The sequence below is a fragment of the Streptomyces sp. NPDC008139 genome, assembly GCF_042957025.1.
Classification (GTDB): domain Bacteria; phylum Actinomycetota; class Actinomycetes; order Streptomycetales; family Streptomycetaceae; genus Actinacidiphila.
Genome location: NZ_JBIBHM010000015.1, coordinates 168,586 through 183,117, shown reverse-complemented (window position 1 = coordinate 183,117; position 14,532 = coordinate 168,586). Strand labels below are relative to the sequence as shown.

The 14,532-nt window shown below is 70.6% G+C and carries 13 protein-coding genes; 4 read left to right on the top strand and 9 right to left on the bottom strand.

Annotated elements, in window-relative coordinates; translation table 11 throughout:
- Nucleotides 1–199: 199 nt before the first annotated feature.
- Nucleotides 200–1,159 carry a hypothetical protein gene (locus ACFZBB_RS29285; protein ID WP_391128462.1) on the top strand — a complete coding sequence of 320 codons (960 nt, stop codon included), beginning with the start codon at nucleotides 200–202 and terminating at the stop codon, nucleotides 1,157–1,159.
- 153 nt (nucleotides 1,160–1,312) lie between these two features.
- Nucleotides 1,313–1,525, top strand: coding sequence for a hypothetical protein (locus ACFZBB_RS29280; protein ID WP_391128460.1), 213 nt, complete (start codon nucleotides 1,313–1,315; stop codon nucleotides 1,523–1,525).
- A 115-nt stretch (nucleotides 1,526–1,640) separates the two neighbouring features.
- Here ACFZBB_RS29280 and ACFZBB_RS29275 read toward each other — a convergent pair whose 3' ends face one another.
- The gene (locus ACFZBB_RS29275; RefSeq protein WP_391128548.1) at nucleotides 1,641–2,036 is read right to left on the bottom strand and encodes a metal-sensing transcriptional repressor; all 396 of its coding nucleotides are present in this window, start codon (nucleotides 2,034–2,036) and stop codon (nucleotides 1,641–1,643) included.
- 191 nt (nucleotides 2,037–2,227) lie between these two features.
- On the opposite strand from ACFZBB_RS29275, the gene ACFZBB_RS29270 reads away from it, so the two are divergent.
- Nucleotides 2,228–2,848, top strand: a complete 621-nt coding sequence (locus tag ACFZBB_RS29270) for a DUF47 family protein (protein ID WP_188285542.1) — start codon at nucleotides 2,228–2,230, stop codon at nucleotides 2,846–2,848.
- 5 nt (nucleotides 2,849–2,853) lie between these two features.
- The gene (locus tag ACFZBB_RS29265) at nucleotides 2,854–3,849 is read left to right on the top strand and encodes an inorganic phosphate transporter (protein WP_391128457.1); all 996 of its coding nucleotides are present in this window, start codon (nucleotides 2,854–2,856) and stop codon (nucleotides 3,847–3,849) included.
- 170 nt (nucleotides 3,850–4,019) lie between these two features.
- On the opposite strand, the gene pstB is transcribed toward ACFZBB_RS29265, so the two are convergent.
- The 8 genes from pstB to mshD all read right to left on the bottom strand — a co-directional run bounded on the left by pstB (nucleotide 4,020) and on the right by mshD (nucleotide 14,302).
- Nucleotides 4,020–4,796, bottom strand: a complete 777-nt coding sequence (pstB, locus tag ACFZBB_RS29260; protein ID WP_188285540.1) for a phosphate ABC transporter ATP-binding protein PstB — start codon at nucleotides 4,794–4,796, stop codon at nucleotides 4,020–4,022.
- A gap of 70 nt (nucleotides 4,797–4,866) precedes the next feature.
- Complete coding sequence (gene pstA, locus ACFZBB_RS29255; protein ID WP_391128454.1) at nucleotides 4,867–5,949, bottom strand: phosphate ABC transporter permease PstA; 1,083 nt, start codon at nucleotides 5,947–5,949, stop codon at nucleotides 4,867–4,869.
- Nucleotides 5,946–6,926, bottom strand: a complete 981-nt coding sequence (gene pstC / locus ACFZBB_RS29250; RefSeq protein WP_391128451.1) for a phosphate ABC transporter permease subunit PstC — start codon at nucleotides 6,924–6,926, stop codon at nucleotides 5,946–5,948. The genes pstA and pstC overlap by 4 nt, the downstream gene beginning before the upstream one ends.
- A gap of 106 nt (nucleotides 6,927–7,032) precedes the next feature.
- Nucleotides 7,033–8,190: a phosphate ABC transporter substrate-binding protein PstS gene (gene pstS / locus ACFZBB_RS29245; protein ID WP_355341863.1), complete on the bottom strand. Its 1,158-nt coding sequence runs from the start codon at nucleotides 8,188–8,190 to the stop codon at nucleotides 7,033–7,035.
- A 429-nt stretch (nucleotides 8,191–8,619) separates the two neighbouring features.
- On the bottom strand, nucleotides 8,620–9,048 hold the full coding sequence (locus ACFZBB_RS29240; protein ID WP_391128447.1) for an NUDIX domain-containing protein: 429 nt from the start codon (nucleotides 9,046–9,048) through the stop codon (nucleotides 8,620–8,622).
- Complete coding sequence (locus ACFZBB_RS29235) at nucleotides 9,045–10,415, bottom strand: CHAD domain-containing protein (protein WP_391128444.1); 1,371 nt, start codon at nucleotides 10,413–10,415, stop codon at nucleotides 9,045–9,047. The genes ACFZBB_RS29240 and ACFZBB_RS29235 overlap by 4 nt, the downstream gene beginning before the upstream one ends.
- The gene (locus tag ACFZBB_RS29230; RefSeq protein WP_391128441.1) at nucleotides 10,393–12,603 is read right to left on the bottom strand and encodes an RNA degradosome polyphosphate kinase; all 2,211 of its coding nucleotides are present in this window, start codon (nucleotides 12,601–12,603) and stop codon (nucleotides 10,393–10,395) included. The genes ACFZBB_RS29235 and ACFZBB_RS29230 overlap by 23 nt, the downstream gene beginning before the upstream one ends.
- A gap of 757 nt (nucleotides 12,604–13,360) precedes the next feature.
- Nucleotides 13,361–14,302 (bottom strand): mycothiol synthase, encoded by a 942-nt coding sequence (gene mshD / locus ACFZBB_RS29225; RefSeq protein WP_391128439.1) that lies wholly within the window; start codon nucleotides 14,300–14,302, stop codon nucleotides 13,361–13,363.
- Between the last annotated feature and the right edge of the window lie 230 nt (nucleotides 14,303–14,532).

Genomic DNA, 14,532 nt, shown 5'->3' with positions numbered 1-14,532 from the left:
TTGAGCACGAGACCACCGTAGCGGGCGTGACGGGGCACTTCCGACGGTCGTTAGACGCCATAAGGCCCCGGCCGGTCGAAGGCCGGTCCAGGAATGGTCCAGGAACGGTTCAGGGATGGTGGCGGCGATGGCCCCGGGGGCAGCGACGGTACGGCGCGCGACGGCAGTACGGCGGCGCCGAGGACGTACGAAGGCCGCCATGGCCGCGGCGCTCGGCTGCGCCTGCGGGGCCGCCCTGCTCACCGGCTGCGTCGGGCAGGGCGCGGCGGCCGAGAGCGGCAGGTACGCCAACGGGCACGACGCGGCGCAGGCGGTACGCGGCGCCGCGGACGTTCTCGTACGGGCGGGCAGCTCGCACGTGGACACCTCGATGCGGATGGCCAGCGGCGGCACCTGGCTGACCATCACCGGCACCGGCGGTTTCGACTACGTGAAGCGGCAGGGCGAACTGCGGCTGCTGCTGCCCAGGGACGCGGCGGGCGCCGAGGAGCACAAGCCGATCATCGAACTGCTCACGCCGGGCGCCCTCTATATGAAGGACCGCGGCGAGGGCGTGCCCGAGGGGAAGTGGGTACGCGTCGACACCGACCGGCTGCCGGACGGCAATCTGGTGACCGGCGGCGCAACCGAGCCGCTGGCCGCCGCCGAACTGCTGCGCGGCGCCCAGGACGTCGAGCTGGTCGGCGTCGAGACCCTGCGCGGTACGAAGGTGTGGCACTACCGGGGGACCGCCGACATCGGGCGTGCCGCGAAGGCCGCCGCGCCCGGCGTACGCGGGCCCTTGCAGGCGGCGGCCAAGGGGTTCACGGTCACCCGGGTGCCCTTCGACGCGTGGCTGGACGAGGCGGGGCGGCTGCGCCAGGTCAGCCAGCGGTTCACCTTCAGCTCGGACGACAAGAAGATCGACAAGAAGATCGACAAGAAGGACGACAAGCAGGCCGGCCAGAACGACAAGCAGACCGGCGAGAACGGCAAGGGCGGGCCCGACACCCCCCGTACGACGACCGGCGCCGGCGGCCGTACGACGAGCGCCGCCGCGCCCGACGTCACCGTGGTCTCTACCACTCGCTTCGACGATTTCGGCCGCGCCGTCCCCGTCACCATGCCCCGAGCTGCCGACATCTGGACGGGCAAGATCGTTTCTTCCCAGCAGGGGTAAGGGGTCTTCGCGGTAACGGCCCTCACCGGAAAGGGCGTTGTCGAAATGGTCCATCCGTGCCATGCGCGGACCGGGTGCCGGTCCCTACCCTGGCTTGAGGCAGTGGCAGACAGCCAAGAGCCAGGCACTCGTGGACGAGGAGGTGGTGCGCGTATGGCGCCGTCGCCCGGAATGCTGGTCGTCCAGGACGATCCGGTGGCCCTCGCGGAGATCGAACTCTGCGGTGAGCTGATGATCGCCGCGTCCACCGCCGACGAGGAGCGGCTGAGCTTCGCCCGGATCGACGAGGTGCTGGGGGTCGCGCGCGACCGCGAGTCGATGCCCGCGCTCCTGGTGCGCGCCCCGCTCTCCGAGCGCGCCGGCTGACACCGGGGCGCGCCGCCCGTACGCCCCCGGAACGTCCGGGAAAGCCGCTCCCGAAACCACCGGAACCCCTGGGAACCCCCGGAACCCCTGGGAACCCCCGGAAAAGCCGCCCCGCCTACGTCCGCAGCAGCCGCGCTATGGCCGCCGTCGCCTCCGCCACCTTCTCGTCGATCTCCGGCCCGCCGCCGACCGCCGCCGCGGCCACGCAGTGCCGCAGGTGCTCCTCCAGGAGCTGGAGGGCGAAGGACTGGAGGCCCTTCGTGCTCGCCGACACCTGGGTGAGGATGTCGATGCAGTAGACGTCCTCCTCGACCATCCGCTGCAAGCCGCGGATCTGCCCCTCGATCCGGCGCAGCCGCTTGAGGTGGGACTCCTTGTCATGGCTGTATCCATGCGGCCCCTGGGGGCGCGAAGATGGGTCGGAACCCGTGTCCGCCCCCGCGTCCCGAGGTGACTGTTCCGGCGTGATCTCCGCCTCAACCCCGGCCGGTTCCCTGGCCTCCGTCGTCATCGTCAACCCCGCCCTTCCTGTCCCGTTATACCCCTGCCGGGTATATCGTACCGAATCGACACCTTGTGCGACGCATCCCCGGTGAGGGGGACACTTCTGGATGGGCGACACTGGGTGACGCCCATTAGCCGTGGCCGGATGATGCGCCTAGCATCAACGAGACCGAATCCGATGCACACCGAGGACCTCACGTGCGCTTTCGTCTGACCCCCAGGGAGACGAGCTTCTACGACATGTTCGCCGCGTCCGCGGACAACATCGTCACCGGTTCGAAGCTCCTCATGGAACTGCTCGGGGCCGATTCGGCTACCCGGACCGAGATCGCCGAGAGAATGCGGGCGGCGGAGCACGCGGGGGACGACGCGACCCACGCGATCTTCCACCAGCTCAACTCCTCCTTCATCACCCCCTTCGACCGCGAGGACATCTACACCCTCGCCGGCTCGCTCGACGACATCATGGACTACATGGAGGAGGCCGTTGACCTGGTCGTCCTCTACAAGGTCGAGGAACTGCCGAAGGGCGTGGAGCAGCAGGTCGAGGTGCTGGCACGGGCGGCCGAGCTGACCGCGGGAGCCATGCCGAACCTGCGCACCATGTCCAACCTCACCGAGTACTGGATCGAGGTCAACCGGCTGGAGAACCAGGCCGACCAGATCCACCGCAAGCTGCTCGCGCACCTGTTCAACGGCAAGTACGACGCCATAGAGGTGCTCAAGCTCAAGCAGATCGTGGACGTACTGGAAGAGGCCGCGGACGCTTTCGAGCACGTGGCGAACACGGTGGAGACCATCGCGGTCAAGGAGTCCTGACCTACGTGGACACCTTCGCTCTGGTCGCGACCATCGGGGTCGCGCTCTTCTTCACGTACACCAACGGGTTCCACGACTCGGCGAACGCCATCGCCACCTCGGTGTCGACCCGCGCGCTGACCCCCAAGGCCGCGCTGGCCATGGCCGCCGTGATGAACCTCGCCGGCGCGTTCCTGGGCAGCGGCGTCGCCAAGACCGTCAGCAAGGGGCTGATCGAGACCCCCACCGGCCGCAACGGCATGGGCATCCTCTTCGCCGCGCTCGCCGGTGCGATCATCTGGAATCTGGTCACCTGGTACTTCGGTCTGCCGTCGAGTTCCAGCCACGCGCTGTTCGGCGGTCTGGTCGGCGCCGCGCTGGCCGGCGGCGTCACCGTGCACTGGTCGGGCGTGGTCGACAAGGTCATCATCCCGATGTTCGTCTCGCCCGTGGTCGGCCTGGTCGTCGGCTATCTCGTGATGCTGGCGATCCTCTGGTTCTTCCGCCGCGCCAATCCGCACAAGGCCAAGCGCGGCTTCCGTATCGCGCAGACCGTCTCCGCGGCGGCGATGGCGCTCGGCCACGGTCTCCAGGACGCGCAGAAGACGATGGGCGTGGTCGTCCTCGCCCTGGTCATCCACGACCCGAGCAACGGATACGGCATCCCGATCTGGGTCAAGTTCGTGTGCGCCGCGATGATGTCGCTCGGTACGTACGCGGGCGGCTGGCGGATCATGCGGACGCTGGGGCGTCGCATCATCGACCTCGACCCGCCGCAGGGCTTCGCCGCCGAGACGACGTCCGCGGGCATCCTCTACGCGACCTCGTACATCTTCCAGGCGCCGGTCTCCACGACCCACGTCATCACCTCCGCGATCATGGGCGTCGGTGCGACCAAGCGGGTCAAGGCGGTGCGCTGGGGGGTGGCCAAGAACATCGTGGCCGGATGGTTCATCACGATGCCCGCCGCCGGTCTCGTGGCCGCCATCGGCTTCTACCTGGTGCGGCTGATCTTCGGCTGACCCGTCGCGCGCCCACGCCGACGTCGCGCGCCCCGGCTGATCCTCGGCCGACCCGTCGCGCGCATCGAGGCGACGCCCCCTGAAACGGGTTCGGCCCCGCTTCCCGTCACCGGGAAGCGGGGCCTGCGCCTTGCGGTGGCACCGCCATGCAGCACCGCGCGGCGGTCCTGTCACCCGAAGCGGCCCGAGATGTAGTCCTCGGTGGCCTGGACCGACGGGTTGGAGAAGATGCGCTCGGTGTCGTCGATCTCTATGAGCTTGCCGGGCTGACCGACCGCGGCCAGGTTGAAGAACGCGGTGCGGTCGGAGACACGGGCGGCCTGCTGCATGTTGTGCGTGACGATCACGATCGTGAAGCGGGTCTTCAGCTCACCGATCAGGTCCTCGATGGCGAGGGTGGAGATCGGGTCGAGCGCCGAGCACGGCTCGTCCATCAGCAGCACCTGCGGCTCGACCGCGATGGCACGGGCGATGCACAGCCGCTGCTGCTGGCCGCCGGACAGGCCTGAGCCGGGCTTGTTGAGCCGGTCCTTGACCTCGTTCCAGAGGTTGGCGCCCTTGAGGGACTTCTCGACGATGGTGTCCAGCTCGCCCTTCTTGCGGACACCGTTGAGCTTGAGACCGGCCGCCACGTTGTCGTAGATCGACATGGTGGGGAACGGGTTCGGCCGCTGGAAGACCATGCCGACCGTGCGGCGTACGGTCACCGGGTCGACGCCCGTCCCGTACAGGTTCTCGTCGTCCAGCAGCACCTTGCCCTCGACGCGGCCGCCGGGGGTGACCTCGTGCATGCGGTTCAGGGTGCGCAGGAAGGTGGACTTGCCGCAGCCGGACGGGCCGATGAAGGCGGTCACGGTGCGGGGCTCCACGGTCATCGAGATGTCCTCGATGGCCTTGAAGGCGCTGTAGTACGCGGTGAGGCCGCTGACGTCGATTCGCTTGGCCATGGGGATCACTTCTCTTCTCAAGGTCGTCTGATGTCGGCCGCGTCAGCGACCTGCCACGCGGCGGAGCCGCTCATCGATGCTTCGGGGCCTTCCAGCGGGCGATGCCGCGGGCCACCAGGTTGAGGATCATCACGAAGGCGATGAGCACCAGAGCCGCGGCCCACGCGCGGTCGTAGCTCGGCTCGTTGCCGTTGCCGTACTGCTGGTAGATGAAGAACGGCAGCGACGACTGCGGATCCTTGAAGGGGTCCGTGTTGATCAGGTTGCTGCCGAACACCAGCAGGGCGATCGGCGCGCTCTCGCCCGCGATGCGGGCGATGGCGAGCATGACGCCGGTGGTGATGCCGCCGATCGCGGTGGGGATGACGACCTTGACGATGGTGCGCCACTTCGGGACGCCCAGGGCGAGGGAGGCCTCGCGCAGCTCGTTCGGGATGAGCTTGAGCATTTCCTCGGTGGAGCGGACGACGATCGGCATCATCAGGATGGCCAGGGCCAGCGAGCCGGCGAAACCGGTCGCGGGGGCCTTGCCGATCAGCACGAACCACATCGAGAGGATGAACAGACCGGCCACGATCGACGGGATGCCGGTCATGACGTCCACGAAGAAGGTGACCCACTTCGCGAGCGCGCCCTTGCCGTACTCGACCAGGTAGATCGCGGTGAGTATGCCCAGCGGCGCGGCGATGACCGCGGCGATGCCGACCTGCTCCAGGGTGCCGATGATGGCGTGGTAGACGCCGCCGCCGGGCTGGATGGTCAGCACGTTGTTCATCGAGTGCGTCAGGAAGTTGACGTCGAGGACCTTGACGCCCTTGCTGATCGTCGTCTCGACCAGCGAGTAGAGCGGGATGACGGCCAGGATGAAGCTGGACCAGACGAGGCTGGTGGCCACCCGGTCCTTGGCCTGGCGACGCCCCTCGACCTGCGCGGTGATGACGTACGAACCGGCGACGAAGAGGAGCAGCGCGATCAGACCCCACTGGATCTTGCTGTCGAGCCCGAAGCCCGCGCCGATCGCCCCGGCGACGACGACGGCTCCGGCCGCGATGGCCGGCGGAGCCCACTTGGGGAGCTGACGGGAGGCCAGCGGCGGCGTGGCGGGAGCCTCCGCCGGGGCCGGCGGCTTGTCGTCCACGATCAGGTCGCTCATGCGTTGGCCCCCGAGTACTCCTTGCGGCGGGCGATGATCAGTCGGGCCGCGCCGTTGACCAGCAGGGTGATGAAGAAGAGCACCAGGCCGGAGGCGATCAGCGCGTCGCGGCCGAACTCGTCGGCCTCACCGAACTTGGCGACGATGTTCTGCGAGAAGGTGCCGCCGAGCGGGTCCAGGATGTGCGCGGACAGTTGCGGCGAGGCGGACAGCACGGTGGCCACCGCCATGGTCTCGCCGAGCGCGCGGCCCAGGCCCAGCATCGAGGCGCTGATGATGCCGGAGCGCGCGAAGGGCAGCACCGACAGGCGGATGACTTCCCAGCGGGTCGCGCCGAGCGCGAGCGCCGCCTCCTCGTGCATCTTGGGCACCTGGCGGATCACTTCGCGGCTGACGTTGGTGATGATCGGCAGGATCATGATCGCCAGGAGGATGCCGACGGTGAACAGCGACCTGGCGGCCGAGTTCGGGTCCTGCTTCTCGAAGATGACGGTCCAGCCGAAGTACTTGTCCAGCCAGAGGTTGAGGCCCTTGAGGTGCGGCACCAGGAAGAGCGCGCCCCACAGGCCGTAGATGATGCTGGGCACCGCGGCGAGCAGGTCGATCACGTAGGCGATCGGACCGCCCAGGCGGCGCGGTGCGTAGTGCGTGACGAACAGGGCGATGCCGACGGCGATCGGGACCGCGATGACCATCGCGATGACGGAGCTGACGACGGTGCCGTAGGCCAGTACGGCGATGCCGAACACCGGCGGGTTGAGGCCGGCGTTCCACTCGAAGGTGGTCAGGAAGTTGCCGTGGTCCTTGGAGATCGCGCTCACCGAGCGGACCGTCAGGAAGACGGCGATGGCCGCCATCACGACGAGGAGGAAGATGCCGGACCCGCGGGAGAGTCCCGCGAAGATCCGGTCGCCGGGCCGGGTGACGGTCTTCGTCTCCACCGGTGGCGCGGTAGGGGGAGGGGCGGTGGTGGTCATAGGGATTTCTCCGGTCTGGGTGGGGGACTTTCGGTCCCCCGGCGGCGGTGCACCGGATGTACGGCGGGCCCCGCGGTCGCCAGGACCGCGGGGCCCGCCGACTCGACTAGGACAGGGCGGTGATGGTGGAGCGGACCTTCGTGGCGATCTCGGTCGGCAGCGGGGCGTAGCCGGCCGCCGAGAGCTTCGCCTGACCGGCGTCGCTGGCGATGTAGGTCAGGAAGGACTTGGTGAGCGGCAGGGTGTCGGCCTTGTTGCCCTTGTCGCAGGCGATCTCGTACGTCACCAGGACGATCGGGTAGGCGTTGTCCGCCTTGGTGGTGTACGCGGCGCCCAGGTCCAGGGACAGGTCGGAACCGGTGCCGACGACCTTGGCGGAGGCGATACCGGCCGACGCGTTCTGCGAGGTGGCCTCGACCGGCGCGGAGGCACCGGTGTTGATCTTCACCGTCGGGATGGTGCTGGCGGTCGCGTAGGACAGCTCGAAGTAACCGATGGAGCCCTCGGTCTGCTTGACGAGCGCGGCGACACCGGCGGACTTCGCGGCGGCCTGGCCGCCCTTGCCCATCCACGCCTTCGCGTGCTCGTACGGCCAGTCGGCCGGAGCGGCGCCCTTCAGGTACTTGGTCAGGTTGTCCGTGGTGCCGGACTCGTCCTGGCGGTGCACGGTCTGGATCTTGGAGCTCGGCAGGGTGACACCCGGGTTGAGCTTCTTGATCGCTTCGTCGTTCCAGTTGGTGATCTTCGAGTTGAAGATCTTCGCCAGGGTGGGCGCGTCCAGAACCAGGTTGCTCACACCGGAGAGGTTGTAACCGACGGCGATCGGGCCGCCGACCATCGGGATGCTGATGCCCTGGCCGTTGGTGCAGACCTTCTTGGAGGCGGTGACCTCTTCGGGCTTCAGCGGGGAGTCGGAGCCCGCGAAGGCGTCCGTGCCCTGGTTGAAGTCGACGATGCCCTCACCGGAGGACGAGGTCTTGTAGTTGATCGTCGCGCCGGAGCAGGCCTGCTGGTAGTCCTTGACCCACGACTCGATCGCGTTCTGCTGGGCACTGGAGCCGGAGGCCAGGATCTGGCCCTTCTCACAGGCGATGCCGCTCGCGTTGGCGCTGCTGTCGGACGAGCTGGCCGAGGCGCTGCCGCTGGGCGTGGACGTGGAGTCGTTGTTGTTGTCCGAACCACAGGCGCTCAGGACCAGCGCGCCGGTAATCGCGACCGCGCCGACGGTCAGGGCCCGCAGCCCGTTCTTACGCTGAAGCTTCACCTTCGTGTGTTCCTTCCAAAAGCCCGCCGGTGGACGGCGAAGCAGAGGGTTATGGGTTCTGCATCCACCCGGCGTCGCGTGATGCTCACCGGTAAGCCCGAAATTAGGCAGATGAAGTGAAGCGACCGACGGAAGGGGGTGAACGCCAGGTGAACCTCGTCTATCAGGGTGGTGCCGCTACGCGCGTTACGCGCGCCGTGGTGACGAAGTGGCATCCGGGGCTGCCGTTGTGTCACAAAGGAACACGGGCAGGTCACGGGGGTGACACGGGCCGGTTACGGCCGCTGGGCGGGCCGATCGGCACGCAGGGGTACGTCGGTTCGCCGGCCGTCCACCCGCTCGGGCGTCCGCTCGTCCACCTGCTCGGGCCCCGCGAGCCGGTAGGGCAGGCCCGATGAGCCCGCTGTGGGACCGCTCCGCCGACCGCCGTCAGCCCGCCAGCGCGTGCAGCAGCGCGTCCACGAGGGGCCGGTCGCGGTCGTGGGTGAGCCTGCGGCGGGCCGCGGAGGGCGGCAGCCAGATCATCCGGTCCACCTCGTCGTTGGGGACGAAAGAGCCCGCCCACGCCTCGGCCGCCCAGTAGCGGACCTCCTTGGGGCGGCCGTCCACCAGATAGCGCGACGTCGGCAGCGGTGCGCCGAGTGAGCAGCCCAGGCCGGTCTCCTCACGGGTCTCGCGCAGCGCGGCGGCCGGGAATTCCTCGCCGCGCTTCAGCTTGCCCTTCGGCAGGCTCCAGTCGTCGTAACGCGGCCGGTGCACCAGCGCCAGTTCGATCCCGCCGTGGTACGGCGAGACGCGCCACAGCACGACGCCCGCCGCCCGTACGGTCGTTCCGCTCTTGTCGCCCGCGCGTTTCATTCCGTGCGCGCCCCCGGTACGGAATTCGGCCCAGAGCCCGGCCCAGAGCCCGGCCCAGAGCCCGGCCCAGAGCCCGGCCCAGAGCCCGGTACGGGTCCCGGTGCGGACCCCGGCACGGCACTCGCTACGGGACCGGGCCGAGAGGCGCCAGAGCCCGGCTGCCACAGCCGCGAGAAGGCGAAGCGCGCGGCCTCCACCTCGTGCCGCTGGTCGGCGTGGAGCACGCCCAGCGCGTACGCGGTCGCCGGAGCTATGCGCGGGGTGCGGGCCGCCGCCGCGACGGCCGCCGCGCACTCGGCCGCCTCGCGGTGCCTGGCCAGCAGTACGGCCGCCTCGGCCAGCCGCTGCGCCGCCGCCTCGCCGCCCGGGTCGATGCCCCGGCAGACCTCGGCCGCGTAACGGCTCAGCCGCAGCAGCACCCGTACCTGGTGCCAGGGGGAGTCCTGGAGGTCGGCCGTCAGCTCGGTGCCGAGCGCCGCCTGGACGGCCTCCGCGTTGTACGGGTGCGCCGCGCGCAGCAGCGGCAGCGCGCCCGCCGCGTCGGCCAGCCGCCGGTCCGCCTGGGCGGCGAGCGGCGGCAGTACGGTCGCGGCCGGTCCCTCGGCCGCCGCGGTCAGCGGCACCTCGGAGGCCAGGACGGCGATGTTGTCCGCGAGCGCGTGGAAACGCGAGGAGCCCATCGCCTGGAGCGTCGCCGAGTGCGCCCGGGTACGGGCCAGCGTGAGCTGCCGCTCCAGCAGCGCCCCGGCGCGCGCGGCGCCCAGCGCCAGCGGACCGCTCCCGGCCGGGGGCGGCGGGACCGCGGGCGCGGGCGGCCCCGGGACGTCGCCGGTGTCCGCGGGGGCCTTGCCGCCGGCGTCCAGGCCCGGGTCCGCGGCGGCCGACAGTCGCCGCAGCGCCTCCAGCAGCCGCGCCAGCCGGGCGGTGTACTGCGGCTCGCGGGCCAAGGTGGTGGCCAGCCAGCCCAGTTCGGCGCGGAGGGACTCGGCCCACACCGGGTCGGTCAGCGGCGCGTAGATGTGCAGGACCCCGCCGATCCGCCGGGCGCTGGCCCGCAGCAGTTCGTCGGCGTCGCCCTCGTGCTCGGCCCGCAGGCTCAGGGCCCGCAGGAAGGCGGTGGCCTGGTCGTGCAGATAGCGCGCGAGAGTGCCGCCCGCCGTAGCGCCCGCCGTACCGCCGGGCGGGGCCGCGGGCGTCGGGCCCGCGTCGGCCGTGGGCGCCGCGGCCGTCCGCGATTGCGGTGTACGCGCTTGCGTCGTACGTGTCCCCGTCGTGCCGCCCGGTGCGGGGGCGGCGGCCGGTGGGCCCGGGTCGCCGCTTCCCGCGGGGGTCAGCGGGGGGCTGTCAGGTAGCTGCTGCTGGGCCACGCCGGCGCCTCCGGGCGTCGATGAGCATCTCCTGGACATTGCGCAGCGGCTTCCCGTCCGGGTCGGTGCTGTGCCGGGTCCAATTACCGTCCGCCGCCAGGTGCCAGGAGGAGGTCGTGTCCGACATCCCGTCCTCCAGCAGGCGGTTGAGGGTGGCGCGGTGGGTCGGGTCGGCGACCCTGACCAGCGCCTCGATGCGGCGGTCGAGGTTACGGTGCATCATGTCGGCGCTGCCGAACCAGACTTCGGTCTCGCCGCCGTTGCCGAACGCGAACACCCGCGAGTGTTCGAGGAAGCGTCCGAGCACGCTGCGGACCTTGATGTTCTCGGAAAGACCGGCGACGCCCGGCCGTACCGCGCAGATCCCGCGCACCCAGATGTCCACCGGGACCCCGGCCTGCGAGGCCCGGTAGAGCGCGTCGATGATCTGCTCGTCGACGATCGAGTTCACCTTCAGCCGGACATACGCGGGACGCCCGGCGCGCTGGTGCGCGATCTCCTCCATGATCCGGGAGATCAGGCCCTCGCGCAGACTGCGCGGCGCGACCAGCAGCCGGTTGTAGACCTCGCGGCGCGAGTAGCCGGACAGCCGGTTGAACAGGTGCGACAGATCCGCGCCCACCTGGGGGTCGGCCGTCAGCAGGCCGAGGTCCTCGTACAGCCGGGCCGTCTTCGGGTGGTAGTTGCCGGTGCCGACGTGGCTGTAGCGGCGCAGGGTGTCGTCCTCCTGGCGGACCACCAGCGACAGCTTGCAGTGCGTCTTGAGGCCGACCAGGCCGTACACGACATGGCAGCCCGCCTCCTCCAGCTTGCGCGCCCACTTGATGTTGGCCTGCTCGTCGAAGCGCGCCTTCAGCTCGACCAGCACCAGCACCTGCTTGCCCGCCTCGGCCGCGTCGATCAGCGCGTCCACGATCGGCGAGTCGCCCGACGTCCGGTACAGCGTCTGCTTGATCGCCAGCACGTCGGGGTCGGCGGCGGCCTGGTCGAGGAACGCCTGCACGGAGGTGGAGAAGGAGTCGTACGGGTGGTGCAGCAGCACGTCCCGGCGGCGCAGCGCCGCGAAGATGTCGGGCGCCGACGCGGACTCGACCTCCGCCAGGTCGCGGTGGGTGCCCGCCACGAACTTCTGGTACTTCAGCTCGGGGCGGTCCAGGCCCGCGATGGCGAACAGCCCGGTCAGGTCCAGCGGACCCGGCAGCGGATACACCTCGTTGTGCTTCATCTTCAGCTCGTGCACCAGCAGGTCGAGCACGCGCGGGGCGATGGACTCCTCGACCTCCAGGCGGACCGGCGGGCCGAAGCGGCGGCGCATGAGTTCCTTCTCCAGCGCCTGGAGCAGGTTCTCGCCGTCGTCCTCCTCCACTTCCAGGTCCTCGTTGCGCGTGACCCGGAACATGTGGTGGTCGAGCACCTCCATGCCGGGGAACAGTTCCTCCAGGTGCGCGGCGATCACGTCCTCCAGCGGCACGTACCGCTGCGGGCCCGCCTCCAGGAAGCGCGACAGGATCGGCGGCACCTTCACCCGCGCGAAGTGCTCGTTGCCCGAGACCGGATTCCGTACCACCACCGCCAGATTCAGCGACAGACCCGAGATGTACGGGAACGGGTGCGCCGGGTCGACGGCCAGCGGGGTCAGCACCGGGAAGATCTGCTGCCGGAACAGCGTGAACAGTCGCGCCTGCTCCTTCTCGGTCAGCTCGTGCCAGCGGATGACGTGGATGCCCTCGTCCGCGAGCTGCGGCGCCACGTCGTTCTGGAAGCAGGCCGCGTGCCTGGCCATCAGCTCCCGCGACCTGGTCAGGATCAGGTCCAGCACCTCGCGCGGCTGGGCGCCGGACGCCGAGCGGGTCGCGACACCGGTCGCGATACGCCGCTTCAGGCCCGCGACCCTGACCATGAAGAACTCGTCCAGATTGCTGGCGAATATCGCCAGGAAGTTAGCCCGTTCGAGGAGCGGGGTCGCCGGGTCCTCGGCCAGCTCCAGCACCCGCTCGTTGAACGCCAGCCAGCTGCGTTCGCGGTCCAGGAAGCGGCCCTGCGGCAATTCCTCACCGAATTCCTCGCTCGCCTCGCCCAGGCTCGACGATCCCGGGTCCGGATTCGGTACGACGCGGGGGCGGAACGTCCCGGACGCCAACGACTGCTGCGGCTGGGCGGGAAAACTGGGGTGATTCGTCTGGGCCATGAGATGCGAGCCCTCCTCCTGGTCCGGCACGGGGCGGCCTGCGGCCGGCTCGGGGCGACCGTGGGCCGTCGCTCCATTGTCCCGTGTACCCGAGGGTTTCGGCAGGTCGGGCGGGGGAGGGGGTGCGGGGGCAGCGGGCTGCATCCTGCGATGCTCGCAAGCGAGGTTGAATCGCCGGTAACGAGAGCGTTGCCGTCAGGCAAGCGGGACGCTTCCAGCGGGGGTGCCTTCGAATCAGGGCCCGCGCCCCGTCCGAACCCTCCGGTCCGCCCCCTCCCCGTCCACCTCGCGCAGGTGAGCGCCTTTCCAGCGGCGCGGCCCCGCGCGGGGCCCCTGCCGGGGCGGTGGGCCGATCTTTTCAGGGGCTCGCCCTGGGGCGGTTCTTCTGCCGGGCGCCGGCCACGTGTTTTTAGGGGCGCGGCCCCGGGGGTTCTTCTGCCGGGGGGTGGGCCGATCTTTTCAGGGGCGCGGGGAACTGCGCGCTCAGCCCGCGCGGTGGTGCGCCTTTGAGAACCGGCCCCAGCGGGGCAGATGCTGTTGTTTTCGGGCTGAAAGCCCGGTGGGGGCTGGTCGCGCAGTTCCCCGCGCCCCTAAGAACAGGCCGTGCGCAAGGCGGAGGCGCGGGGGACGCGCGCCCTAAAGACAGGCCGTGCGCGGGGTGGACGCAGAGGGGGCGCGCCCCTCGAAGCAGGCCGTGCGGGGGGTGGACGTACGGGGGCGCGCCCCCAAAAAAAGGCAGGCCCTGCGGGAGGGGGGCTCAGGTTTCGGTGCGGTACATGAGGTCGACCTCGTGGGTGGTGAAGCCGAGGCGTTCGTAGACGGAGAGGGCGGCGGGGTTGTCGGCGTCGACGTAGAGCAGGGCGGCGGGAAGGCGGCGGTCACGGGCGAGGTGGCGGAGCCCGAGGGCGGTGAGGGCGCGGCCGAGGCCGGAACCCTGCTCGGCGGGGAGGACGCCGACGACGTAGACCTCGCCGAGCCCTTCGGGGTGGACTTTGGTCCAGTGGAAGCCGACGAGGTCGTCGCCGCGGAAGGCGAGGAAGAAGCCGGCGGGGTCGAACCAGGGCTCGGCGAGGCGGTCGGAGAGGTCGCGCTGGGTGAGGGAGCCCTGCTCGGGGTGGTGGGCGAAGGCGGCGGCGTTGACGGCGAGCCACGCGGCGTCGTCGCGGCCGGGGACGAAGGTGCGGACGGTGATGCCGTCGGGCAGCCGCGGCTCGGGGAGGTCGGCGGCGTCGGGGGTCAGGGGCCGCCGCATCTGCCGCAACTCGCGGAAGAGCTTGAGGCCGAGCTGGACGGCGAGGTGCCGGGCGGCGGGGTGGCCGCCGTGGGCCCAGACGCGTACCCGCTTGCCGGTGGTGTCCAGAAGGGCCGCGGCCAGGGTGCGGCCGTGGCCGCGGGAGCGCCGCGCGGGGTGGACGACGAGTTCGGCGGAGGGCGCCTCGACCGGGTCCGAGCCGTCGATCTGCGCGTATCCGGTCAGGTCGGCCCCGGCCCCGTCGGCCCCCTCGGCCCCGGCCTCGCCAGGCGTCCACAGCAGCAGGTGCCGTACGCCCTCGCGCGCGCCGCCGCGCACATGGAGCCGCCCGCTCTCGGAGACGGCGGGCTGCCCGTCCGCGGCGGTCGCCGCCTCGATCAGGCCGAGCACCGCTTCGGCGGTGTCAGCGGGCAGTTCTGTCAGGGCCTCGATCCGCGCGTCGGTCATGCGGAGATCGTACGGCGGGTGCCCCCGGCATCGGAGGCGGCGGGTGCCCGCGGGGCCGAGGGCGTCGGTCAGGCGGAGACAGTACGGCGGGCGGCCTCGGCGTCGGAGGGGGCGGGTGCCCGCCGGGTCCGAGGGCGTCGGTCATGCGGAGATCGTACGGCGGGTGCCCCCGGCATCGGAGGCGGCGGGTGCCCGCGGGGCCGAGGGCGTCGGTCAGGCGGAGACAGTAC